Annotated in this window: 25 protein-coding genes, 1 tRNA gene and 1 pseudogene; 14 read left to right on the top strand and 13 right to left on the bottom strand. The window is 62.5% G+C overall.

Annotated features, from left to right (window positions below; genetic code table 11):
- Window positions 1–40 precede the first annotated feature (40 nt).
- Together hfq and hflX are read left to right on the top strand one after the other, a co-directional pair.
- Complete coding sequence (hfq, locus tag QZZ02_RS03595; protein WP_291842453.1) at window positions 41–313, top strand: RNA chaperone Hfq; 273 nt, start codon at window positions 41–43, stop codon at window positions 311–313.
- Window positions 310–1,662 (top strand): GTPase HflX, encoded by a 1,353-nt coding sequence (gene hflX / locus QZZ02_RS03590; RefSeq protein ID WP_291842451.1) that lies wholly within the window; start codon window positions 310–312, stop codon window positions 1,660–1,662. Before hfq ends, hflX begins: the two co-directional genes overlap by 4 nt.
- A gap of 16 nt (window positions 1,663–1,678) precedes the next feature.
- Here hflX and mazG read toward each other — a convergent pair whose 3' ends face one another.
- The 7 genes from mazG to QZZ02_RS03555 all read right to left on the bottom strand — a co-directional run bounded on the left by mazG (window position 1,679) and on the right by QZZ02_RS03555 (window position 8,125).
- A complete protein-coding gene (mazG, locus tag QZZ02_RS03585; RefSeq protein ID WP_291842449.1) occupies window positions 1,679–2,512 on the bottom strand; it encodes a nucleoside triphosphate pyrophosphohydrolase in 834 nt (277 codons plus the stop codon).
- 331 nt (window positions 2,513–2,843) lie between these two features.
- Window positions 2,844–3,695: an MBL fold metallo-hydrolase gene (locus QZZ02_RS03580; protein WP_291842448.1), complete on the bottom strand. Its 852-nt coding sequence runs from the start codon at window positions 3,693–3,695 to the stop codon at window positions 2,844–2,846.
- Window positions 3,692–4,474, bottom strand: coding sequence for a TatD family hydrolase (locus tag QZZ02_RS03575; RefSeq protein WP_291842446.1), 783 nt, complete (start codon window positions 4,472–4,474; stop codon window positions 3,692–3,694). The genes QZZ02_RS03580 and QZZ02_RS03575 overlap by 4 nt, the downstream gene beginning before the upstream one ends.
- Before the next feature lie 2 nt (window positions 4,475–4,476).
- On the bottom strand, window positions 4,477–5,526 hold the full coding sequence (locus QZZ02_RS03570) for a DNA polymerase III subunit delta' (protein ID WP_291842444.1): 1,050 nt from the start codon (window positions 5,524–5,526) through the stop codon (window positions 4,477–4,479).
- Complete coding sequence (gene tmk / locus QZZ02_RS03565) at window positions 5,523–6,158, bottom strand: dTMP kinase (RefSeq protein ID WP_291842442.1); 636 nt, start codon at window positions 6,156–6,158, stop codon at window positions 5,523–5,525. Before tmk ends, QZZ02_RS03570 begins: the two co-directional genes overlap by 4 nt.
- Window positions 6,159–6,163: 5 nt before the next feature.
- A complete protein-coding gene (locus tag QZZ02_RS03560; RefSeq protein WP_291842441.1) occupies window positions 6,164–7,309 on the bottom strand; it encodes a D-alanyl-D-alanine carboxypeptidase family protein in 1,146 nt (381 codons plus the stop codon).
- Between the two features lie 111 nt (window positions 7,310–7,420).
- Window positions 7,421–8,125: a septal ring lytic transglycosylase RlpA family protein gene (locus tag QZZ02_RS03555; protein WP_291842438.1), complete on the bottom strand. Its 705-nt coding sequence runs from the start codon at window positions 8,123–8,125 to the stop codon at window positions 7,421–7,423.
- 350 nt (window positions 8,126–8,475) lie between these two features.
- Between QZZ02_RS03555 and QZZ02_RS03550 the strand changes: the two genes are divergently transcribed.
- Both QZZ02_RS03550 and QZZ02_RS03545 read left to right on the top strand, forming a co-directional pair.
- Window positions 8,476–8,563, top strand: a tRNA-Ser gene (locus QZZ02_RS03550).
- A 336-nt stretch (window positions 8,564–8,899) separates the two neighbouring features.
- Complete coding sequence (locus tag QZZ02_RS03545) at window positions 8,900–9,172, top strand: hypothetical protein (RefSeq protein ID WP_291842437.1); 273 nt, start codon at window positions 8,900–8,902, stop codon at window positions 9,170–9,172.
- A gap of 17 nt (window positions 9,173–9,189) precedes the next feature.
- Here QZZ02_RS03545 and QZZ02_RS03540 read toward each other — a convergent pair whose 3' ends face one another.
- The 4 genes and pseudogenes from QZZ02_RS03540 to QZZ02_RS03520 all read right to left on the bottom strand — a co-directional run bounded on the left by QZZ02_RS03540 (window position 9,190) and on the right by QZZ02_RS03520 (window position 13,463).
- Window positions 9,190–10,641 (bottom strand): RimK family protein, encoded by a 1,452-nt coding sequence (locus QZZ02_RS03540; RefSeq protein ID WP_291842435.1) that lies wholly within the window; start codon window positions 10,639–10,641, stop codon window positions 9,190–9,192.
- An 18-nt stretch (window positions 10,642–10,659) separates the two neighbouring features.
- A complete protein-coding gene (locus QZZ02_RS03535; protein ID WP_291842433.1) occupies window positions 10,660–11,148 on the bottom strand; it encodes a GNAT family N-acetyltransferase in 489 nt (162 codons plus the stop codon).
- Window positions 11,148–12,593, bottom strand: a pseudogene (locus tag QZZ02_RS03530) (bifunctional GNAT family N-acetyltransferase/carbon-nitrogen hydrolase family protein). The gene QZZ02_RS03535 and the pseudogene QZZ02_RS03530 overlap by 1 nt, the downstream one beginning before the upstream one ends.
- Window positions 12,594–12,725: 132 nt before the next feature.
- Window positions 12,726–13,463, bottom strand: coding sequence for a hypothetical protein (locus QZZ02_RS03520; RefSeq protein WP_291842427.1), 738 nt, complete (start codon window positions 13,461–13,463; stop codon window positions 12,726–12,728).
- A 127-nt stretch (window positions 13,464–13,590) separates the two neighbouring features.
- On the opposite strand from QZZ02_RS03520, the gene msrP reads away from it, so the two are divergent.
- Both msrP and QZZ02_RS03510 read left to right on the top strand, forming a co-directional pair.
- Window positions 13,591–14,574: a protein-methionine-sulfoxide reductase catalytic subunit MsrP gene (msrP, locus tag QZZ02_RS03515; RefSeq protein WP_291842426.1), complete on the top strand. Its 984-nt coding sequence runs from the start codon at window positions 13,591–13,593 to the stop codon at window positions 14,572–14,574.
- A 22-nt stretch (window positions 14,575–14,596) separates the two neighbouring features.
- Complete coding sequence (locus QZZ02_RS03510) at window positions 14,597–15,274, top strand: protein-methionine-sulfoxide reductase heme-binding subunit MsrQ (RefSeq protein ID WP_291842424.1); 678 nt, start codon at window positions 14,597–14,599, stop codon at window positions 15,272–15,274.
- Here the strand turns inward: QZZ02_RS03510 and QZZ02_RS03505 are convergent.
- Entirely contained in the window at window positions 15,214–15,699 is a 486-nt protein-coding gene (locus QZZ02_RS03505; RefSeq protein ID WP_291842422.1) for a hypothetical protein, read from the bottom strand. The genes QZZ02_RS03510 and QZZ02_RS03505 overlap by 61 nt on opposite strands.
- A gap of 132 nt (window positions 15,700–15,831) precedes the next feature.
- Here QZZ02_RS03505 and QZZ02_RS03500 point away from each other — a divergent pair, with 132 nt between their 5' ends.
- From QZZ02_RS03500 to QZZ02_RS03485, 4 genes are all read left to right on the top strand, one after another.
- Window positions 15,832–16,962, top strand: a complete 1,131-nt coding sequence (locus tag QZZ02_RS03500) for a M14-type cytosolic carboxypeptidase (RefSeq protein ID WP_291842420.1) — start codon at window positions 15,832–15,834, stop codon at window positions 16,960–16,962.
- A gap of 4 nt (window positions 16,963–16,966) precedes the next feature.
- Complete coding sequence (locus QZZ02_RS03495; protein WP_291842419.1) at window positions 16,967–17,416, top strand: YaiI/YqxD family protein; 450 nt, start codon at window positions 16,967–16,969, stop codon at window positions 17,414–17,416.
- Window positions 17,417–17,489: 73 nt separating this feature from the next.
- Window positions 17,490–17,903: a BLUF domain-containing protein gene (locus QZZ02_RS03490; protein ID WP_291842417.1), complete on the top strand. Its 414-nt coding sequence runs from the start codon at window positions 17,490–17,492 to the stop codon at window positions 17,901–17,903.
- Between the two features lie 107 nt (window positions 17,904–18,010).
- Window positions 18,011–19,873, top strand: a complete 1,863-nt coding sequence (locus QZZ02_RS03485) for a M2 family metallopeptidase (protein ID WP_291842415.1) — start codon at window positions 18,011–18,013, stop codon at window positions 19,871–19,873.
- 78 nt (window positions 19,874–19,951) lie between these two features.
- Here QZZ02_RS03485 and QZZ02_RS03480 read toward each other — a convergent pair whose 3' ends face one another.
- Window positions 19,952–20,536: a HupE/UreJ family protein gene (locus tag QZZ02_RS03480; protein WP_291842413.1), complete on the bottom strand. Its 585-nt coding sequence runs from the start codon at window positions 20,534–20,536 to the stop codon at window positions 19,952–19,954.
- Between the two features lie 164 nt (window positions 20,537–20,700).
- On the opposite strand from QZZ02_RS03480, the gene kynA reads away from it, so the two are divergent.
- The 4 genes from kynA to QZZ02_RS03460 all read left to right on the top strand — a co-directional run bounded on the left by kynA (window position 20,701) and on the right by QZZ02_RS03460 (window position 23,818).
- On the top strand, window positions 20,701–21,549 hold the full coding sequence (gene kynA, locus QZZ02_RS03475) for a tryptophan 2,3-dioxygenase (protein WP_291842411.1): 849 nt from the start codon (window positions 20,701–20,703) through the stop codon (window positions 21,547–21,549).
- A 5-nt stretch (window positions 21,550–21,554) separates the two neighbouring features.
- Window positions 21,555–22,184, top strand: coding sequence for an arylformamidase (gene kynB, locus QZZ02_RS03470; RefSeq protein ID WP_291842409.1), 630 nt, complete (start codon window positions 21,555–21,557; stop codon window positions 22,182–22,184).
- A complete protein-coding gene (gene kynU, locus QZZ02_RS03465; protein ID WP_291842407.1) occupies window positions 22,181–23,410 on the top strand; it encodes a kynureninase in 1,230 nt (409 codons plus the stop codon). Before kynB ends, kynU begins: the two co-directional genes overlap by 4 nt.
- Window positions 23,411–23,551: 141 nt before the next feature.
- Window positions 23,552–23,818: an Lrp/AsnC ligand binding domain-containing protein gene (locus tag QZZ02_RS03460; protein WP_291842404.1), complete on the top strand. Its 267-nt coding sequence runs from the start codon at window positions 23,552–23,554 to the stop codon at window positions 23,816–23,818.
- The last annotated feature ends 49 nt before the right edge of the window (window positions 23,819–23,867 follow it).

The following is a 23,867-nucleotide window of genomic DNA, read 5'->3' as shown; positions in this document are numbered from 1 at the left end:
CATACGAATCGCTGATCAAAGCGACACACGCGGAGCCAACATGTCGCACGATAAAAAACAAAATCTCCAGGATGTCTTCCTGAACTCTGTGCGTAAAACGAAGACGCCCCTGACCATTTTCCTCGTGAACGGGGTCAAGTTGCAGGGCGTTGTGACCTGGTTCGACAATTTCTGTGTCCTGCTTCGCCGCGACGGGCTGTCCCAGCTCGTCTACAAGCACGCCATCTCGACCATCATGCCGGGCGCCCCGGTATCCTTGTTCGAAGATGACAAGGTGGATGAAGACGCAGTGGAAGAGAGCGCCACGGATTGATTGAGCGCGAGGCGCCGGTATCGCGCGCCCTTGTCATTCATCCGGCCAGCCGCGCTGAAATGGGTCGTGCGGAAGCACGTCTCGAAGAAGCCTCCGGACTGGCCGAAGCCCTCGACCTCGAAGTCGCGGATGCCTTCATATTGCAAACCCGCAAGATCGACAGCGGCCGGTATTTCGGCCGCGGAAAGCTCGCTGAACTCGGCGAGATGATTGTCGATCTGGAAGCGAATGTCGCTGTGATCGACACGGCGCTGTCGCCGATCCAGCAACGCAATCTGGAAAAAGCCTGGAATGTGAAAGTGATCGACCGGACCGGTCTGATCCTGGAAATCTTTGGCCAGCGCGCGCGGACCAAGGAAGGTGTGCTGCAGGTCGAGCTGGCGCGCCTGGCCTATGAGCGCTCCCGCCTAGTGCGGACCTGGACCCACCTGGAGCGTCAGCGTGGCGGTCGCGGCTTCCTTGCCGGCCCCGGTGAAACCCAGATCGAGACAGACCGCCGCCTGCTGAACGAGAAAATGGCGAAACTCCGCCGTCAGCTCGACGAGGTGCGCCGCACCCGGGCGCTGCATCGCTCGCAGCGCCAGGATGTCCCGTTTCCGACAGTGGCGCTGGTTGGCTATACGAATGCCGGCAAATCGACCCTGTTCAACGCGCTGACAGGCGCCGGCGTTTTCGCCCAGGACATGCCGTTTGCCACGCTCGACCCGACGGTGAGGGCCGTCGACCTGCCTGGCGGGACCCGCATACTCCTGTCGGACACTGTGGGATTCATCACCGATCTGCCGACCGAGCTGATCGCGGCATTCCGGGCGACCCTGGAAGAAGTGCGCGAAGCCGATCTTCTGGTCCATATCATCGATGCCTCGGATCCGGACCGTGAAGGACGCATCCAGGATGTCGAGAGCGTGCTCGATGCGATCGAGGCGGGGCCGGCCCACGAACAAGCCATGCTGGAAGCCTGGAACAAGGCTGACCGGCTGGATGAAGACCAGTCCGAGGATCTCGCCATCACCGTCCAGATGGCCAATCTGAAGGCCGGAAAGCCGGTCAAGCTGGCGCTGTCGGCCGTGACAGGCGAGGGTGTGGCCACCCTGGTCGATGCCATCGAGCGCGCCTTGTCGACGAATGATGAGCGCCTCGAGATACTCATCCCGCCGCAGGACGCGCGGGCACTGGCCTGGTTGCATGCGCATGGCGATGTCCTGGCCAGCAAGATTGATCCGGACAACGGTGCCACCACCATGCAGGTTCGACTGCATCCGGTCGAAGCCGGCCGTTTCCGCTCGCAATTTCCCGAACTGGCCATCCCGCAGGGTATCGGCGAGGTCGAGGACGAAGACGATTTCTGATCCGGTTCCGGCCGGATCAGACCGGCTCGGCCTGCGAAGTTTTCCCGGATTTCTCGATCTTTTTGGCCTCGTCCCACAAGTCTTCCATGGCCTCCAGCGACGTGTCCTGCATGCGCTGACCGCGCGCTGACAGTGTCACCTCGATATGGCGGAAACGGCGCTCGAACTTGGCGTTGGCGCTGCGCGTGGCGGCTTCAACATCGACTTTCATCTTGCGACCGAGATTGGTGCACACAAAGATCAGGTCACCGATCTCCTCGGCCACAGCCTCGGCATCGCCGGCCGCCATGGCCTCACGTACTTCAGCCAGTTCCTCATCCACCTTGTCGAGCACCCGTTCGGCATCCGGCCAGTCAAAGCCGACCGTGGCCGCGCGCTTTTGCAGCTTCTGGGCACGCTTGAGGGCGGGCAGGGCGACCGGAACGTCGTCCAGCAGGCTCTCGCCCTTGTCACTCGCCTTGCGTTCCGCCGCCTTGATCGCTTCCCACTCGGCCGTCTGGGTCTGTGAATCACGCGTGCTGGCATCCCCGAAAACATGCGGGTGACGCCGGATCATCTTGTCATTGATCGCTGCAGCCACGTCGTCGAAGCGGAACAGATCCGCTTCCTCGGCCATCCGGCTGTGGAACACGACCTGGAGCAGGAGATCACCCAACTCGTCCTTGAGCTCGTCATAGCGCTTGCGCTCGATCGCATCGGCCACCTCATAGGCTTCCTCGATCGTGTAGGGCGCGATGCTCGCAAAATCCTGTTCCAGATCCCAGGGACAGCCGCCATCGGGATCGCGAAGCTTTGCCATGATGGCGAGGAGGCGGTCGATCGGCGGGAGGTTTTCGGGCGGCGTGGACATGACGGCTCCGGATTCTGGCGAAGGTGATTGCACGGCGACCATAATCCGATTTGCAGTGCTGTAAGCCCGCCAGCGATACTTAAAGCAGGAAGAAAATCGGCACCTCTCATACCACGCGAACGAAGGCGGCGCTCATATGGAGCCGCAAGAAGTCATCCTTAGCGTATGAAAAGGATGAGATAAATTGGATTGTCGCGAAAGCAGGGCGCCGCGATGGAGCGCCAGACATGCACATCAATATAGCGCATAATAAATATTATGAGAAACAATTGACGATGATCCGAGGCAGGCAAGCCAATCGGACCTTGACCGGAAAACCGGGCCGGATCGATCAGTCGCGGATCAAAACAGCGCCGTCGGCCTCTTCCACCACCAGCCCGTCATGGCCCGGACGGACACCGTCCGGCAATCGCGCTGCCAGCTCGGCATGATCCAGCGTGATGTGGAGATTGGTCAGGACACCGAGCGGCGCGTTGACGCGGCGCAGCGCCGCGAGCGCGTCATCGAGATGAAAATGTGTCGGGTGCGGTTCGTCGCGCAAGGCATCGACCACCCAGCAATCGATCCCGGACAGGATCGCCGCGCTGGTGTCCGGCAGACCATTGATGTCGGCCGAGTATGCGATCTGACCGATCCGGAATCCCAATGACCGGATCCGGCCATGTTCCTGGTCAAACGGAATGATGCCGACCGGACCGCCCGGCCCCTCGATAACAACCGGTTCGCCAAAGTCCGGCATGTCGCGCTGGTCCAGGATCGGCGGATAGCCGGAATTGGCCGGTGCCTCGAAGGTATAGCCAAACCGGCTGGTCAGGGTTTTTGCGGTCGGCTTGTCCATCCAGACCGGAATGCGCTGGCGCTGGAGATAGGCAAAGGCCCGCAGGTCATCAATGCCATGGGTCTGGTCGGCATGATCGTGGGTCATCACCACACCATCAATGCGCGTTACCGAGGCCGACAACATCTGCTCACGAAAATCCGGTGATGTGTCGATCACAACCCGCGTCACGGCCTCGCCGGCCTCAAGGTCAACACGGGTCTGCGCGTGTTCGATTAGCGCTGAACAGCGACGGCGGCGGTTTCTCGGATTGGCGGGATCGCAGGCCCCCCAGTCACCATTGGCCCGCGGCACACCGCCGGAGGACCCCGTCCCCAGCAGGGTCAGGCGGGTGACGCCGCTCACGGCCGCGGAACCCGGTCAAACAGGCGGAAGAAATTCTCGGTGGTGCGTTGCTCGCACTCGGCCTCGCTCCAGCCTTTCACGGCCGCCAGGCCGCGTGCGACATCCGGCAGGAAGGCCGGCTCACAGCGACGTCCGCGATGCGGGACCGGCGCGAGATACGGGCAATCGGTCTCGACGATCACGCGGTCATCGGCGACCTGGTCCCGGAAAACGGCACGAACATCCTCTGCCTTTTTGAAGGTGATGATGCCCGAGGCCGCGAAGTAAGCGCCCAGCCTGGCTGCGCGCCGTGCCAGCTCCGCACCGCCGGTATAGCAATGCAGGAGCGGGCGGAACGCCCCCTTCCCCATCTCCGCTTCCAGCAGGTCGGCCATCGCCTCATCGGCGTCGCGCGTGTGCAGGATCAACGGCAAATCGGTTCGGCGGGCTGCTTCAACATGAGCCAGAAGGGATTGGAATTGCTCTTCTTTTGGCGAGTACCCGTAGTGAAAATCGAGCCCGGTTTCGCCAATCCCGACGACTTTGGGATGCTGGGCAATCTCGATCAGCTCGTCAGCGCTGATATCCGGCCGGTCCTTGGCGTGATGCGGATGCGCGCCGATCGTGCACCAGATATCGTGATGCGCTTCGGCAATGGCTGAAACCGCTTCAAAATCAGTCAGCTGACAGCAGATGGTGATCATGCGACCGACCCCGGCCGCGCGGGCCCGGTCAATGACCGCATCGAGATCCTCGGCGAATTGTTCGCCGTGCAGATTGACGTGACTGTCGATGAACATGTCTAGGCGCGGGCCTTTTCCTTGCGCGCGACATCGCGGACCTGGCCGAGCGCGCTCAAAATCGTCTGTCTGGGGTCGAGATAGAGGGCGTTGGCATCGCGGACAAGCGCGTTGAGATTACGCCAGCTGTCCAGCCAGTCCGTCGCATCGCGTCCGGCCTCTGCACGGTCACGGGCCAGACCGCGGATCGCATTGGCGAGTACCTCATAGAAAAGGTCGCGCATTTCTTCCTGGCCCTTCAGGCTCAGACGCTCGGCGATCTTGCGGATATCGGCATCGCTGGCGGCTGCGCCACGATCAACCAGCAGATTGACCTCGGCCGCCAGCTCGACCCCGCCGCCCGCAATCAGGGTCAGGGCCCGCCCCGGTGCGCCGCCCGCCAGTTTCGACGCCGCCAACGCTGATCCGGCGTCACTCGCAAAGCCGGCTCCTTCAAGCCAGCGGGCCGTCGCATCAACCGTTGGTGACCGCAGGGTCAGGCGGCGGCAGCGAGACCGGATCGTGGCCGGCAACCGACCGGGCGTATGTGTGACAAGGAAGAGCACACCGCGACGCGGTGGCTCTTCCAGGGTTTTGAGCAGCGCATTCGCGGCGTTATTGTTCATGTCATCCGCGCTGTCGACAATACAGACGCGCCAGCCGCCACCACCGGAACTCATCTCGAAAAAATGCGGTGCCCGGCGGGCCTCCTCGACCGTGATTTCGCCGCGCCAGCGTTTGCGTTTTTCGTCCCAGGGCCGTCGCAGCAGCAGAAGATCGGGCGTGGCCTGTGACTCGATCAGCTTGCAAACCGGGTCCTGGGCACTGGCACCCAGCGGTCCGGCTTCCGGCATCGGGCGGGCGCCGAGGACGCGTCGGGCGGCGCGCCAGGCCAGGCTCGCCTTGCCGACCCCGCGCGGTCCGGTAATCATCCAGGCGTGATGCATGCGGCCGCTCTGCCAGGCATCGGCAAAGGCCTGCTCTGCGTCGTCATGTCCGAACAGGTCATAGCGCTGGCGCGGTGGCAGACAGCCCGGCTGGACGTCGGAACCGATATCCGGGTCAGTACTCATGTCGATGCGGTCAGGCGCGTGTCGACCGCCGTCAATGCGGCCGTCATCACCGCTTCCGGCGCCAGCGACCCATCCAGTACGACACAGCGCTCCGGGGCTTCCGCTGCGATATCGAGAAAGGCCTGGCGAAGCCGGGCATGATAGCCGGCGTCGAATTTCTCGAACCGGGTCGCCTTTTCGCCGCGCTGGATTGTCCGTTTCAGCCCGATGGCCGGATCAAGATCAACGATCAGGGTCAGGTCGGGCGCAAACGCTCCCAATGCAAAATGCTGGAGCTCGGCGAGTTCGTCGGCTCCCAACCCGCCACCGACGCCCTGGTAGGCCCGGGTCGAGTCGGCAAAGCGGTCGCACAGGACCCAGGCACCGCGGGCGAGCGCCGGCTTGATGCAACGCTCGACATGATCGACCCGCGCGGCATACATCAGCAAGGCTTCGGCGCGGGACGACCAGCGTTCAACATCGCCATTGAGCAGAATATTGCGCAACAATTCCGCGCCGGGTGTACCGCCCGGCTCGCGGGTCACGACCACGTCGAGGCCACGGTCGGCGAGGCTCTGGGTCAAGCCGCCGATCAGCGTGGTCTTGCCGGCCCCCTCGCCGCCTTCCAGCGTGATGAATTTCCCCGGGGCCACGCGGTTCAGCCCCGCAGCATGTGGGCGAGCGCGGCACCGATGCGGCCCATCAGCCCTTTCCGGGCGACGCTCTCCGCTGCGACGAGATCATACGCGTGTGGCGGATAATCCGGCGCTTCCACGATCAGCGTCCCGACGACATCACCGGCATTGATCGGGGCGACCAGCGGGCCGTCATAATTCACCGTGACACTCAGATCGCGCCGGGCGCGACGGTGCAGGCCGGCCGTGATGTCGCGATCGACACGAAGCGCAATGGTCTCGGTTTCTCCCATGAATACCTCGGCCTGGTGATCAACCAGCTCGCCTGCCTCGAACAGGCGGTAGAGACCATAGTCAGACAGGGCCGCCCGCATCATGCGCTCGGCCTCGGTGGCGCGCGACGAATTGGAATCCATGCCGTTGAAAACGATGATGCGACGCTCGCCATCGCGCTCCGCCGAGCCCACGAGGCCGTAGCCACTTTCTTCGGTATGACCAGTCTTCAGACCGTCTGCGCCGGAAAACACGCCCAGCAGCGGATTGCGGTTGAACTGGCGAATGCCGTTATAGGTGAATTCGCGTTCGGCCCAGATGCCGTAATACGCCGGATGATCTTCGATCAGTATCCGCGCGAGGCGCGCCAGGTCGAGGGCGCTGATGCGGTGGTCCGGGTGTGGCCAGCCGGTCGAATTGGCAAAGCTGGCACTGGTCAGGCCAAGCTCGTGTGCCCGGTCGGTCATCATGTCAGCAAAGCCCTGCTCGCTGCCGCCAATGGCTTCAGCCACCACAATGCAGGCGTCATTGCCGGACTGGATGATGATGCCGCGCAACAGGTCCTCGACCCGGGCCCTGGAATTGACTTCCAGGAACATGGTCGAGGAGCCCGATGCCGCGCCACCGGTTCGCCATGCGTGCTCGGATACCGGCAGCTCATCGTCGAGCGACAGTGACCCGGCCTCCAGCGCCTCGATGACCATCAGGACGGTCATCATCTTGCTCATCGAAGCGGGAGCCATGGCCTCATCGCCATTGCGCGAGAACAGGACTTCGCCGGTTTCTGCGTCAAGTATGACGGCGTGGCTGGCGTCGGTCTGAAACGTGGTCTGTGCCGCAAGCGGCACGGTGATCACGAGCGAAAGAAGGATGGCAAGTACAGAAATGACGCGCACGTCGATACGCTCCCTGGCCGGAATCGGAACTGCTTAGAGGCGAGGTGAGCATTGAAGCGCGGCAAGACGATGGCGTCCAGCGCCGCGGGCACGAAGTCGGCAGTGGCGCCGTCAGTCCAGAGCGACAATACGGGCATCATAAATGCCCCAATCAGCCAGTGAGCCGCGTGCGGTCTGGGCTGCGCTGCGATCAGGCCAGCGACCGAAAAAGACCCGCCAGACCTGTCCCCGGTCGGAACGTCCCGACTCGACCCACACGTCGCCGGCACCATTGAGGCGCCGGGCGAAGGTCTGGGCGTTGTCAGGATCGGAAAACGCGCCAAGCTGCAGGGAAAACCGGCCGGTGGATGCGCTGGCCGGCTGCCAGGCCGGAGTCGGCTCGATTGTGGCCGCTTCCGCCGCCGCAAGCCGAGGGGCTGCCGGTGCCGGCGCCGGATCGGCATTGGCCTGATAGACCCGGTCCGGCGGCGTTCCTGCCTCATGCGCCGGCCCCAGATAGCGCACGCGGACATGCGCCAGGCCGGCGCCGATGAAGTCAAGCTCTGTCGCGGCGGCCCGACTGAGGTCGATCAGACGATTGTCCACGAAGGGCCCGCGATCATTGAGGCGGACAATTACCGAACGCCCGTTTTCCAGATTGGTCACTTCGACGATCGAGGGAATTGGCAATGTGGTGTGAGCCGCCGTCATGGCGTGCTGGTCGAACGTCTCGCCATTCGCGGTCGGACGACCGTGAAAGGTCGGTCCGTACCAGGATGCGATCCCGGTCTCGTCGTAGCGGTCGTCGCGGGTCGGCCGATACGTCCGCCCGGCCACCGTGTAGGGGCGCCCCACCTTCTGATGATCACTTGATGCGGCAATAAGCCCACGCGTATCAACGGCAGACCCTGCCCGCGTCGAGCTGGTGCTCGCGGGCTGCCATGTTCGGGCCGCATTTGTACCCGATCCGGAGCCGGAATAATGACGCAGATTGTCCGGCGTGGATGAACACGCCGCCACCAGGCTCAAGGCCAGCCCAGCAAGATAAAGCCGCCACTTTTGCACGCCGCACCCACTCCGCATCCGAAAATCCGTCAGACAATCTTTTAGCCCGGAATGGTGAAAGGAGCGTAAGCTGCATGTCGACAGTTGCGCTTCGACCGCCAAGCCGTCTAATTGAGGATGCCGGAGGGGTGGCAGAGTGGTCGATTGCGGCGGTCTTGAAAACCGTTGAACCGCGAGGTTCCGGGGGTTCGAATCCCTCCCCCTCCGCCATCAAGCGAAAATTGGCCTAAAAAAACAATGATTTATTTGGGCGTCGCCTCGCTGGCCCAACAGGTGCCAATCATTAATAATTGATGATCCTGCGGTCTGTCGCTTTGTCGATCGAGGGCGACCTGATCCCCGTTTGGACGGTGGGTTCTCGCCCGCAATGCGGAACGCGCCGCGCAATGCAATTGGCAGGATACGGTTCTGCCCCTTGGCGAAGACACGACCCGCCTGCGCAATGTCAGCATCGGTGAAAACGGGCAAGCCGTTTCCGACAACCGGTCACCGCTCATATCTCTGGAAGTTCCGCAGGCGCTTGCCGGCGAAACCGTGTGCCTGCGGATGCGCATCACGCTGCCGGGCGACGCCCGGGGCCAGCTTCAACTGCCGGGCACGCATTTTGTCGAGGGCTCCGGGTTTTCCAACGGCCGTTCGGTGCAATGGGACATGGCTGAAGGCGAAAACACGTTCGAGTTGGTCCTGCCGGCCAGCGTTCGCGGCCAGACTCTCGGCTTGATGCCGGCCAATCTTGTCGGCGCCTATCAGATCACCGCGCTCGAACTCGCTTCGGGTCCGGACCTGCCAAGACGGTCTGCGCAGGGCCCGGTACGCTGAGATATCCGGTGTCGTGATCAGGCCTTCGGGCTGATCGCGCTTGCTGATGCGCCGATGCGCGCTTCGAGGCGACGCGAGAACCAGCTGATGATGGCCTCCCAGAGCTTGTCCTTCAGGATCAGCCCCTCGACGTCACTCTCGAGATTGGGATTGTCGTTGATCTCGATGACATAGACGCCGTCAGGCGTTTCCTTGAGATCAATGCCGTACAGTCCGCGTCCGATCAGGCGGGCCGCCGCCAGCGCTGTCTCGATAACGGCTGGCGGCGCATCGGCGACGTCGAATGTGGCAGAGCCGCCTTCCAGCGCCTTGCCGCCTTCAAGATGCTTGATGATCTGCCAGTGCCCCTTGGCCATCTTGTACTGGCAGGCGAACAGCGCCTCGCCATCCAGCACGCCGACCCGCCAGTCAAAACTGGTCGGCAGGTATTCCTGGGCGATGATGAGGGCGGTATCCTCGAAAAGCTGTTTCGCGCGAACCTTGAGGTCGGCTTCGCTGGCGACCTTGTGCACGGAGCGTGAAAACGATCCGTCCGGCGCCTTGAGCACCACCGGCGAGCCGAGCCGGTCCATCAATCCGTCGAGGGACTGGTTCTCGTCGATCACTTCGGTGCGCGGCGCCGGCACGCCGCCAAGCTCCAGCAACTCCTTGAGGAAGACCTTGTTGGTGCAGCGGATCATCGAGGTGGTGTCATCAATCACAGGCATGCCCTCCTGCTCCGCCCGACGGGCGAAACGGTAGGTGACATTGTCGATCGCCGTGGTCATGCGGATAAAGAGCGCGTCGTACTCGGCGAGGCTGGCCAGATCATTGGGACCGATGGGTGCGACCTCGACTCCCATGCGGGCCGCCACTGTCGCCAGGCGCTTCAACGAAGACGGCCTTGATGGCGGCATCTCTTCCGCCGGATCGGTCAGGACGGCCAGCGACCAGCGCGCCGGCGCCCTTTCCTTGCGATCTGACCAACCGCGCTGCGTGTGATGCGCCAGCGCATCGAGAAAGAAAGCACGGGCGTCACCCTTGAGGGCATTGGGCGCGAGCGGGCGGATGCGTTCGATCCCCTGCCCGGACTTGCTCAGCGTGATCTCGAGAACCGGAACCCGGAACCAGTCGAACAGGAGCTTGCCGAACCGGCCGAGGCCGGGCTGGTCGACGCGGCCGAAGGCAACGGTCAGGGAGGCCGGAAGCGGCGATGCGTCGCTGCGTTCACGGACAAGGGCGGCATTCAGCTCGGGCAAGGCCTGGGCGTAGAGCGTCTTGCGCGACAGCTCGACCATGGTCTGTGCCGTCGGCGCTATGCGGTGGCCGCGCGCCTCAGCCAGGAGAGACGCATAATAGCCTTGGGTCTGATAGCCGTAGGAGCGCGCGAGGTTGAGGATGTTGGGCCGTCGCTGCGTAAACAGGCCTGGATTGGCCAGGTAATCACGAATGCGCAGTACTTTGTGTGGGGTCTCGTGCTGGAAATTCAACGAGGATGAGCCAGTCGCTCACAATGGGCCATGCTCCGCTGGAAGGGTCGTGGATTCGGTCCCGATCGGGGCCTCCAGAACCAAGGCTGTCTCGCCGTCCTCGTAATAGGCAACTCGCCTGTCACGCAAGTGAAATCCGAGACGTTCATATAATTTGACAGCGGCCGTGTTCGAGGGCCGCACCTCGAGCCGCAGCACCCGGCATTCTTCCGTGTCAGCGCAGGCGCGGGCGGCGGCGAAAAGCGCCTCGGCGACGCCCTGCCGCCGCGAGCCCGGATCGACAGCCAGTGAATAGACGCGTGCCACCCGGCTGCGCCGCCTCAGGCTCAGGGCCAGATAGCCGCCCTTGCCGGCCTCGGTCTCGGCCAGAAAGAAGCGGGTGCGTCCGCCGGTCAGCATGCGGGCCAGATTGCGCCGCGGAAACCGGTCCGCCGTGAAGCTGGCCGCCTCGATCGCGTCAATGCGATCAAGATCATCCCGCCCGGCGAGCCGCACCGTGATCGGCATCAGTTTTTCCAGTCAACCTTGTAGAGATCGAAACGACGGTCCCGCAGATTGCGGACAGTGCCCTCCTGGCGGGCCCAGTCGAGATCGGTCAGATCGAGATCCGCAATGGCGACCGTTTCGACATTCTCGGTGCATTCGGCCGCGATCCCGTCGCGGGCGAAGCGGAAGTCGCACGGGGTCAGGATGCAGGACTGGGCATACTGGATGTCCATGTTTTCCACGCCTGGCAGATTTCCCACATTACCGGACATCACAACATAGCACTGGTTCTCGATGGCCCGCGCCTGGGCGCAATAACGCACGCGCAGATAGCCCTGGCGATTATCGGTACAGAAGGGCACGAAAAGCAGCTTGGCGCCCGCATCAACCAGCTTGCGGGCCAGTTCCGGGAATTCGCTGTCGTAACAGATCAGAACGCCGATCGGTCCGCAATCGGTCGGGATGGTGATGATCTCGTCGCCGCCGAGAATATTCCACCAATGCCGCTCTGACGGTGTCGGATGGATCTTCTCCTGGGCGTGGACGGAGCCATCGCGCAGGAAGACATATGCGACATTCTGGATATCATCATCCTCGGTCCGGGTCGGGTGTGACCCGCCGATGATGTTGATGTTGTAGCTGATCGCCAGCTCGCGCATTTTCTCGACAAAGTGCGGCGTGTATTCGGTCAGGCGCTCGATCGACTGGGCCGGCGAGAGACGGGTCTCTTCCAGCGCCAGGAGCTGCAGGGTGAAGAGCTCGGGAAAGACGACGAAATCGCAGCGATAATCCGAGGTTACATCGACAAAATACTCGATATTGCTGATGAATTCATCAAAGCTCTCGACCTTGCGCTGCTGGAACTGCACGGTCGCGACGCGGACGATATCCTTGGCGCCCGGCGGCGCATTGGCACTCAGTTTCTGCTCGACCGCATAGGGGTTGCGCCAGACCATGTGGCTGGCCCAGCCGCGCGACGCCCGGTCGCTGGGAAGATAGGCCTTGAGGACACCGATCGGCTCGAACCCCATGCGGGTCTGAAACCGGATGACCGGATCGGAGACTTCCTGCGCCATGACCGCGTCAAGATAGGCCCTGGCGGTCGGAAACTGCTTGCGCTTGCGCTGCCAGTTCGGCATCCGTCCGCCAAAGACAATGCCTTCCAGCTCGTATCGCTCGGCCAATTCCTTGCGGGCGTCATACAGGCGCTGGCCGATACGCAGACGCCGTCGGTCCGGATCGACGCAGACTTCCATGCCGTACAGCCACTCACCCTAGGGATTATGACGCGAGGCATAGCCGCCACCGGTGATGGCATCCCAGGTGTGGGGTTTCAGCGCAGTGTCACCGTCAATGATGAAACTGGCGGCATAACCGACAATGTCGCCATCATATTCAACCACGACCTGGCCTTCGGAGAAGACGCTGATCTGGCCCTGCAGCATGCTCGCCGAATAGGCCCCCATCTCGGGGTAGACCTTGCCGACGAGTGCGATGATGCGCGGTATATCGTCCAGTGTGGCGTTGCGAACATTGAGCGTGGAACGGCTGGGTTGGCTGGGCAATGAAGACCCCTGTCAGGCGGCTGGAGGGCGCGCCTAGTGCAACACCCATTTCAATTGCACTTGCGGCACGGATTCAGTGACGCCGTCAACGCCAAACTTGTTGTGCCAGTACTGCCATTCAAGCCCGAGCCATATCCGCCCGGCCGTGCCGTAGTGCGCACCAACATCCCACAGAAGCCGTGGCACAACCAATTGATTGGCGACGCCACTGCCTTCCGCCCCGGCAATATCGGCAAATCCCTCGGCGAGAAACTGTTCCTCACCGAGCGTGAATGGCCGGTTCCAGACAATTGTGAGCTGGCCCGTGGTGCCGTCGCGGCGCGGATCATCGCGCAAAAAGGCGTGCACCCGGAAGACGCGGAATCCCTCGATGTCGAGATCCGCGGCGATGCCACCGAGATAGCGCTCCACACCCTGCTCGCCGCGTTCATAGTTCAGGGCCAGCAGGACATCACTCACCGGACCGGCGGACCAGGCCCGACCGCTCAGCCGGGACAGGGACAGGCGCGGCGTGATCTCGCCATAGGCCTGGATATCGCCATCAGGCTCGAAGGTGATGTCGGCAAACACGAACACATCTCCCCAGTCGGAGCGATGGGCATGCTCGAGCGTCATGATCGTTCGCGCCTCGGGCCCGAGTTCATAGTCGAACCCCTTGAGCAACTGTATGTTTTCACTATGCCAGGTGATCGGCCCGTCAGCCGGGGCCGTGCCCGCAACACCCAGCGCGCCCGCAATTGCGAACAATATGTTCAGCATGTTCCGCAACATCCGCGCCTCCCGCAGATCGTGATCAGGAATAACATCCTCGCCTGCAATCATCACGAAACCGTTGAAGGGGAAGACGTCGGCGCAAATTGCCCTATTTCTTTAAGCAAGCAGGCACGGATACCAAAACATGTTCATTCGCAAAAACCGCCCCTGGCAGAGTCGGGAAACCGAGATTACGCCCAAGGGCCTCTTTCTGAATCGCCGCAAGATCATCGCCTCCGGCGGCGCGCTGGCATTGAGCGGGCTGGCCGGCTGCGAGGCCCAGACATCTCAGGCCGCACAGACCGTGGCAGCCGGCGCGCGTCCGACCAGCGGGGCTTTGTCCTATACACCGACCCGGTATACGGTTGCCGACGAGCAGACGCCCTACCCGGCTGTCACGGGCTACAATAATTTCTACGAATTCGGCGTCGGCAAGGATGATCCGGCGCGCTATTCCGACGCGATGACCACCGATCCCTGGACCATCGGGGTCGAAGGACATGCTGACCGGACCGGTGTGTTTTCGCTTGAAGACGTGGTCGATTTTTCGGCGCTCGAGGAACGCATATACCGGCTTCGCTGTGTCGAGGCCTGGTCCATGGTGATCCCCTGGGTCGGTGTGCCGCTGGCGCAGGTCCTGGCCGCTTTCCAGCCGACCTCCGATGCCCGCTATGTCCAGTTCGAAACCCGGCTCGATCGCGACGAAATGCGCGGCACGCGCTTTCGGGTGCTGGACTGGCCCTATGTCGAGGGGCTGCGCATGGATGAGGCCATGAATGAGCTCGCCTTCCTGGCGGTCGGACTTTATGGCGAGGTGCTGCCGAACCAGAATGGCGCCCCGGTCCGCCTCGTTGTGCCGTGGAAATATGGCTACAAATCGATCAAGTCGATTGTGAAGATCCGCTTTGTTTCGGAACAGCCGGAGACCAGCTGGAACCGGTCAGCCCCCCATGAGTACGGCTTCTATTCCAACGTCAATCCGAACCGCGCCCATCCGCGCTGGAGCCAGGCCTCGGAGCGGGTCATCGGCGGCAATGTCTTTGCCCGCCGTGATACCGAAATGTTCAACGGTTATGCCGAACAGGTCGCCCACATGTATGCCGGCATGGACCTGATCGAGAACCACTAGGCCAACGGGAAGCGCAACCAGCATGGCCCGCAATCCGGTCCTTCGGACCTTCAGCCGACACATCATGAAGCCGCTGGCCTTCTGGCTGCTCGCCCTGCCGGGCCTGTGGCTGGCCTGGCAGTGGACGATGCTGCTCACCGGCGGCAATCATGATCTCGGCTTCAACCCCATCGAGACGACCCATCGCTTCCTCGGCGATACGGCGATCCGTATCCTCCTGGTCTCGCTGGCGGTGACGCCGGTCCGCGATATCACGCGATGGGGACCGGTCATGATGATCCGGCGCCGGATCGGCCTGGCGGCCTTCTGGTATGCGCTCCTGCACATCCTGGCCTATCTCGGTCTCGACCTTTTCCTGGCAGCCGGAATGAGCGTGTCGGGTGCCCTCGCCGGTCTGTGGCGCGATGTTGCCGAGCGGATCTACATCACGCTCGGCATGACGGCCTTTGTGCTGCTGGTTCCGTTGGCGATCACCTCGTTCAACCGCATGCAGCGCTGGCTCGGCAGCCGGCGCTGGCAGGGCCTGCACCGGCTGGTTTACCCGCTCGCCATCCTGGCCGTTCTCCACCACGGCTTCATGGTCAAGGGCAACCAGTTCGGCCCCTGGATTCATGGAGGAATTCTCGCCTTGTTGCTGGCCTATCGTCTGGCGGGAATGATCGCGCGCGCAAGATCACAGCCGAGCGCCAGTGCTTCCTGACGCTTGATGGCCAGCAGGGTCACGCAGGACAGCCAGACCAGACAGGCGGCCACGAACAGCCCGCCGCCATCACTGTTGGGATCAATGCCGAGCGGCGTGAACAGGTGGAAGCTGATCGCGCCGGTCATGATGGCGATACCGAGGGCGCTTCCGATTACCTGAAAACGGCTCAGGGCAGGTATGAAGCCGATCAATAGGAGCGCAGAAGCAACAAGTTCCGCCGATCCGATGACGTATTGGCTGAACAGGCCGGCATGGTCGAACAGACCCGCCGCGCCCAGGCTGGACGCCCAGCCATCGAGGCGACCGAAAATCACCTGCGTCTCGGGCGCGTCCGTGAACTTGTAGCGCAGCGAGTCGAGAAAAATTGCCGATACAAAGAGCGGCAGGCCAAAGCGGATTGCCCGCGAAATCCAGATCATCATGCGTGTGTCTCCAGAGCCATTCGCCGGTCTGCCGGCCTCCGCCCGACGCAGGTGCGCCGTCGCGTGGCGGAGCGATATGGTCTATCAGCTTCACATGCGAGTCACCCTTTAGCGAGGAAAGCGGAGCCAGACATGGGCCTTCACATCACCGACGCCTTCGACAGCGGCAATATCGAGGTGCTCGACGCCGCTGATCCCGGTCGCATCCGTCTGGAAATCCGCAAGGACAATGGCTCGGATTTCTATCAATGGTTCCATTTCCGGGTCACCGGAGCGATGGGCGAGCAGCTCACCATGGCAATCGAGAACGCCGGTGGAGCCGCCTATCTGGAAGGCTGGACGGACTATCAGGCCTGCGCCTCCTATGATCGCGAGACCTGGTTCCGGATCGACACGGACTACGCCGACGGCGTTCTGACCCTGCACCATGTTCCTGAAGCCGATACGGTCTGGTTTGCCTATTTCGCGCCTTTCTCGATGGAGCGGCACCAGGACCTGATCGCCTGGGCGCAATTGCACCACGCCGTCGAACTGGAAGTGCTCGGTGAAACCCTGGACGGACAGGCCATCGACCTCATGACGGTCGGCGAGGCCGACAGTGCCACGCGAACCATCTGGGTCACCGCCCGCCAGCATCCCGGCGAGACCATGGCAGAGTGGTGGATGGAAGGCTTTCTCGGTCGCCTGCTTGATGATGACGACCCGGTCGCCCGCAAGCTGCGCGAGCAGGCCGTCTTTCATATCGTGCCCAACATGAATCCGGACGGCTCGAAGCGCGGGCACCTGCGCACCAATGCCAAGGGCGTCAATCTCAATCGCGAGTGGGACAAGGCGACGCCGGAGACTTCCCCGGAAGTCTTCCATGTCCTGGGCCGGATGCGCGATACCGGTATCGATCTCGCACTCGATGTCCATGGCGATGAGGCGCTTCCCCATAATTTCATCGCCGGCGGCGAAGGGGCCCCGAATTTCGACTCCCGAGGCCAGGACTTGCTGGACGCCTACAAGGACGCGCTCTGCCTCGCCAGTCCGGACTTCCAGACCGAGCACGGCTATGATGTCGATGCGCCGGGCACGGCGGACCTGTCCATCTGCACCAATTATCTCGCCAATGAATTCAAATGCCTGGCAATGACGCTGGAAATGCCCTTCAAGGATAATGCCGATCTGCCCGACCCGGAATTCGGCTGGTCGCCGGAGCGCTGTCGCAAGCTCGGCGCCGCCAATCTGGACGCCATGCTGGCCCTGGTGGGCGAGCTCTAGGGCCATGACCATCTATGTCGATGCCGACGCCTGTCCGGTAAAGGACGAGATCATCCGTGTCGGAGAGCGGCACCGATGCGAGATGCTCTTCGTCTGTGATGGCGGGCTGCGGCGTCCCAATTCGCAATGGGCCAGGCTGGTCATTGTCGAAGGGCGTCTCGACGCCGCCGATGACTGGATCGCCGAGCAGATCGGTCCGGGCGATGTCTTCATCACGGCGGATATTCCGCTCGCCGATCGCTGCATCAAGGCCGGCGCCCTGGGCCTCGATCCGCGCGGCAAGCTTTGGACTGCCGACAATATCGGCGCCTCGCTGGCGACCCGGAACCTGATGACCGACCTGCGCGAAGCCGGGGCCATGACGTCCGGCGCCAAACCCTTTGGCCCGCGCGATCGCTCCGCATTTCTCGACGGGATGGAAAAGGTGATGCAAACCCTGAAGCGTGGCGGTTGAGCGTCAGCACGCCCTATTCGATTGCACCCGAGTCATGGCGATGTAAGCTGGCTTGACGCCACTGGAGCCCGCCATGTTTCTGACCCGTCTCATTTATTTCAGCCGTGCAAACCGCGAAGTCGATATGGATATCGACCAGATCCTCGAAACGGCCCGCCGCAAGAACAAGGCGGACAACATTACCGGCGCGCTCTGGTTCGACGGAAGCTGGTTCCTGCAGACCCTCGAAGGCAGCCGCAGCGCGATCAGCCGGACCTATCACCGGATCTGCGCCGACCCGCGGCATAATGCGGTACAGCTAGTGAGTTGCGACCAGGTGACCCAGCGTGCCTTTCACGTCTGGTCCATGGCGTATTTTGCCGACAATGAACAAAATCGCGGGCTGGTTTCCAAGTATTCCGGGAATGACAAGTTCAATCCGGCAGAAATGACCAACGACTCACTTTTTGCCCTGATGGCTGAAGCGGAAATTCTCAACAAGATTTGAGAATCTCGGACGCATTGCCCCGCTTTGACCGCTTGACGTGCACGAAGCGCGCTTCACCATAGAGGTCAGGAGTCATTTCTGTCTCAGGACAGATGGGGAGAGAAACCATGAAACGATTGATGGCAGGCGTCGCCTCCGGCGCCCTTCTGGCTGTTATGGCGGGGTGCAGCGCCCCGACCGAACCCCCGGCGGGAACGGGCGACAGCTACGCGGCGAACACGCCGACAGATACCGCGGTCACGCTCGCCGATGCCGAGCGCTTCCTGACCGACGCGGAGACCGAACTGCGCGCTTTCAGCGAATTCGGCGCGCGAACGGCCTGGGTGCAGAACAACTTCATCACCTATGACACCAACTGGCTGCTCGAGCGGATGTCGACACAGGGCACCGAGATGGCTGTGCGCCTGGCGACCGAGACCGCACGCTACAACGAGCTCGAACTGACCACCGAGATGTCCCGCAAGATGAATGTCCTGCGTGCCGGCATCACACTCCCGGCACCGTCAGACAGTGCCGCGGCCGCGCGCCTGTCGGAATTGTCAACGCGTATGGGGTCCGCCTACTCCACCGGCCTGATGGAAATCGACGGTGAAATGGTCGATCACAATGAGCTGGAAAACATCATGCGGACCAGCCGCGATCCGGAATTCCTCGCCCATGTCTGGGCCGGCTGGCGCGACAGCTATGGTCCCGAACAGATGGCGACGGACTATGCCGAGATGGTGGAGATCGCCAATGCCGGCGCCCGCGATCTGGGTTTCTCCGATCTCGCTGAAATGTGGCTGTCGAACTACGATATGCCGGCCGCCGCGATGGAAGCCGAGGTCGAGCGTCTGTGGGGCCAGGTCGAGCCGCTCTATGAGCAGCTCCACTGTTATGTCCGCGACGATCTGAACGAGCTTTATGGCGACGAGGTCCAGGCGGCTGAAGGGCCGATCCGGGCTGACCTGCTGGGCAATATGTGGGCCCAGTCCTGGGCCGCGCTGAGTGATGTCGCCTCGGTCAGTGATGCCGGTCCGGCCTATGACCTGACGCAATTGCTGGTCGATGCCGACTATGATCCGATCCGCATGACGGAAACGGCGGAAACCTTCTTCACCTCGCTCGGTATGGAAGAGCTCCCGGACACGTTCTGGGAACGCTCCCTGATCACCCAGCCGCGTGACCGGCAAGTCGCCTGCCACGCCTCGGCCTGGAATCTCGACAGCGTTGATGATCTGCGCATCAAGATGTGTACCCGCGTCAATGCCGATGACTTCGTCACCGTGCACCACGAGCTGGGACACAATTTCTACCAGCGCGCCTACAATCAGCAGGACTTCCTCTTCCAGAACGGCGCCCATGATGGCTTCCACGAGGCCATCGGCGACTTTATCGCGCTCTCGGTGACACCGGATTATCTGGTCCAGATCGGTCTGCTCGATCCGGCCGATGTGCCGGACGCCTCGGCGGATCTCGGCCTGCTGATGGATACCGCCCTCGACAAGATCGCCTTCCTGCCCTTCGCCATCATGATGGACCAGTGGCGCTGGCGCGTGCTGCGCGGCGAGATCCAGCCGGAAGACTATAATGACGCCTGGTGGGAGTTGCGCGAAAACTATCAGGGCATTGTGCCGCCGGTTGAGCGCGGTGACGGTGCCTTCGATCCGGGCTCGAAGTATCACATCGCCAACAATGTGCCCTATCTGCGCTACTTCCTGAGCTTCATCATGCAGTTCCAGTTTCATGAAGCCGCCTGTGAAATGGCCGGCTGGGAAGGCCCGCTGCATCGCTGTTCGATTTACGGCAATGAGGAAGTCGGTGCCCGCTTCAACGCGATGATGGAAATGGGTGCCAGCCAGCCCTGGCCGGACGCGCTGGAAGCCTTCACCGGTACCCGCGAGATGGATGGCTCGGCCATCATCGCCTACTTCCAGCCGCTCATGAACCACCTGCAGCAAGCCAATGCCGACCGCGATTGCGGCTGGTAGGCCCTGAGAGACAGACACATGAAAAGGGCGGCGTCATCCGGCGCCGCCCTTTTTCGTTGCTGCCAGGTCGGACCGGGATCAGCCGCCCAGGAAGACCCGTTCGATCGTCCACCAGATCGCCATCAGCGCGATGGCGCCAGAGGCGATCCGGACCAGCCAGGGGTACCAGGTCGCGTCTGCAAAGCGATGCAGGACAAGCCAGCACACGCTGACAATGGTCAGCTGCCCGGCTTCGACCCCGACATTGAAGCTCAGCAGGGATGGCAGGATCTGGTCCTGCGGCAGGCCATACTCGGCCAGCACACCGGCAAAGCCCAGCCCGTGGAACAAGCCGAAGGCAAAGACGATCGCCGGGCGCCAGCGCGTCATGTCCCTGAAAACCAGGTTCTCGATGGCGACGAAGGCAATCGACAGCGCGATGATCGGCTCGACAATCGCCGGGTCCAGCCGGACATAGCCGAGCGTGGCGAGACCGAGGGTTAGCGTGTGAGCGAGCGTGAAGGCCGTTATCTGCCAGATCAGCGGCTTCATCCGCGTCGAGGCAAAGAACAGCGCCAGGACGAACAGGATATGGTCGAGCCCCTTGGGCAGAATGTGCAGGTAACCCTGACGCAGATAGAGCGCGATAACGTCCCAGACCGTCTGTTCAACCGCCGCTTCCATGTCCGTCTCCTTGCCGATGCCGCGGCAAGCTAGGCAAGCTCACCGCCGGCTACAAGCATCCATCGCGGTTGCCAGTCGGCCTCGTTAGACCCTACACCTCGACGCAAGGACGATGGCGTTCGCGAGTCGATCCGATCCGCGGCCGGAGAACGGAGAGTAGCGGCATGAGCGAGACCTTCACCTCCCGGGTGGACGTGTCCGGCGAGGACATCCACTGGGATTTCAAGGACGAAATGTCCTATGGCGGATATCTCGCGCTCGACACGCTGCTGGCGGCCCAGAAACCCATCACCGACGAGCATGACGAAATGCTGTTCGTCATCATCCATCATGTCGCCGAATTGTGGATGAAACTGTTGCTTCACGAGACCGGGGCTGCGCTTGACGATTTGCGGCGCGATGATGTCGGACCCGCTTTGAAGAAATTCGCGCGCGTCAGTCGCGTCCAGGAACAATTGATCCAGGCCTGGGAAGTCCTGGCCACGATGACACCGACCGACTATCTCGCCTTCCGCGACAAGCTGGGGGCCTCGTCCGGTTTCCAGTCCTTCCAGTACCGCACGCTGGAATACCGGCTCGGCAACAAGAATGGCGCCCTCGCCCGCGTCCATGCCAGCAATCCGCCGGCCCACAAGATGGTCAGCGAGGCCCTCAACAGTCCCAGCCTGTGGGATGAGGCGCTGCGCTGGCTGTCACGCAAGGGATACGACATTCCCGCCGACCGGCTGGAGCGTGACTGGTCGCAGCCCTACGAGGCCAGTCCGGCGGTGGAGGATATCTGGCGCACGGTCTATCACGACAGCGACACCCATTGGGAAGCCTATGAACTCGGCGAGAAACTCGTTGACCTGGAACACAAGTTCCAGCAATGGCGCTTCAATCACATGAAAACAGTCGAGCGCATCATCGGCTATCGCCGCGGCACGGGTGGCACCGGCGGGGTTTCCTATCTGGTCAAGGCGCTGGACCTGCGCTTTTTCCCGGAGATCTGGACCGTGCGGACCTCGCTCTGATCGTCATGGCAAAGCTCTGGGACATATCACAAACGCTCCGCCCCGACCTTCCGGTCTGGCCCGGCGATACGGCCTTTTCCTGCGAAACGGTCTGGACGATCGGACCGGATTGCCCGGTGAAGGTCTCGCGCCTCACCCTGTCCACCCACAGCGGTGCCCACGCCGACGCTCCGAGCCATTATGATCCTGCCGGCGTCGATATCGCCGGGGCCGGCCTCGACGTCTATGTCGGGACATGCGTGCTGGTAACGGCCAGCGGCACCGGGCCGCATGTCAGGCCGGATGATCTGGACTGGTCCGCGATCGAGGGTGAAACCCGGGTTCTCATCCGGACCTGCAAGACCTTCCCGCATGACGCCTGGGACTCGGACTTTCGCGCCCTTCATGCCGACACCATCGACCGGCTCGCGGCGTGTGGCTGCCGCCTGATCGGGGTCGACGCCGCCTCGCTGGACCCGGAAACGTCCAAGTCCATGGACGCGCATCACGCGGTCCGGCGCCACGACATGCGCATACTGGAAGGTCTCGTCCTCGACGGCGTGCCCGACGGACCTTATGAGTTGATTGCCCTGCCCCTGAAAATTGCCGGCGCAGATGCCGCACCGGTACGGGCCGTGTTGAGGGAGCTCCCATGACAAGCCTGGACGATGTCCGTGCCCTCGACGCGCAGGATCCGCTGGCCGGTTTCCGAAACCGCTTCGCCCTGCCCGAGGGCGTGATCTACCTCGATGGCAATTCGCTGGGTGCCCGCCCGGTCGGCGTGGCGGAGCGACTGGACAGCGTGGTTCGGGACGAATGGGGCGAAGACCTGATCCGCTCCTGGAACATGCATGACTGGATCAACGCGCCGAGGCGGCTCGGTGGCAAGATCGCCCGATTGATAGGCGCCAACGCCCATGAAGTCATTGCGGGTGAGTCAACATCGGTGAATATTTTCAAGGCACTCACCGCCTCTCTTCAACTAAATCCCGAGCGCTCGATCATCCTCTCGGAGACCGGCAATTTTCCGACCGATGCCTATATGATGGAAGGCCTGGCCGTGCTTTCCGGCGGACGCATCCGCCAGAGCCTGGTCGCGCGTGACGCCCTCGAGGACGCGCTCAGCCCGGACGTAGCGGCCCTGCTCCTGACCCATACCCACTACAAGTCCGGCTCCCTGCACAACATGGCGGAGCTGACGGCGAAAGCCCAGGCGCTCGGCATTCCGGTGATCTGGGACCTGAGCCATTCGGCCGGAGCCCTGCCCGTCGACCTCAACGCCTGCAACGCCGATTTCGCCGTGGGCTGCGGCTATAAATACCTCAATGGCGGCCCGGGTGCGCCGGCGTTTCTGTTTGTGGCCCAGCGCCATCATGAGCGGATCTTCCCGGTCCTGTCCGGCTGGCTCGGCCATGCGCGCCCGTTTGATTTCGACGATGCCTATGAACCGGCATCCGGGATTGACCGTTTCCAGTGCGGCACGCCGGCCATTCTCGGCATGGCGGCGCTGGAGTGCGGCCTCGATATCATGCTGGAAGCCGACATGGCCGCGATCCGGGCCAAATCCAGGGCGCTCGGGGACTTGTTCATCAAACTGGTCGAAACGCGGCTCGAAGGGTTCGAGCTTCGCAGTCCGCGCAACGCCGACAAGCGTGGTTCCCAGGTCTCGATCGCGCATGAGCATGGCTATGCCATCATGCAGGCCCTGATCGCGCGCGGTGTGATCGGTGACTTCCGGGCACCGGACATATTGCGCTTTGGCTTCACGCCGCTTTATGTCGGCTATGAAGACGTCTGGACGGCGGTCGATCGGCTCGCCTCAATCATGCAAAGCGGGGAATGGCGCCAGGACCGGTTCAATATCCGGGCCGCTGTGACCTGAGTCCGGTACCGCGGGATTTCGCACTGGCGAAGGAAGCAGCGCGCGTCTCACTGGGCGGTTCAACCCGTCGCCACTTGTCGATAATGTCCAACCCGCCGCGCCAGAATCGACAGCCGACGCGGCCGTTCCGAGGAGTTTGCCATGCGTCAATTCTACGTCTTTATCAAATGCGAGCTGGGTCACACCTATGACGTCGCCGCCAAGCTGGTTGACGATCTCGACGAAGCGCCGATGGTGCACTCGATCTCCGGCGCCTTCGACCTGCTGGCCCGCTTCACCCTGAAGGACGAGGCCGATATCGGACGGTTCGTGAACCAGAAGGTTCAGACCATTCCCGGTATCAAGGACACCCAGACCATTATCTGCTTCAACGCCTTCACACGTGACCAAGGTCTCGGCGAAGGCTGACGTCACGACGGCTGACTTCACCGCGTCTGACTTCGCAGCGTCAAAGCGA

This window comes from Maricaulis sp. (genome assembly GCF_015665295.1).
GTDB lineage: Bacteria > Pseudomonadota > Alphaproteobacteria > Caulobacterales > Maricaulaceae > Maricaulis.
The sequence above is the reverse complement of the archived record's forward strand: the minus strand, read 5'-3'. Positions and strand labels throughout refer to the sequence as shown.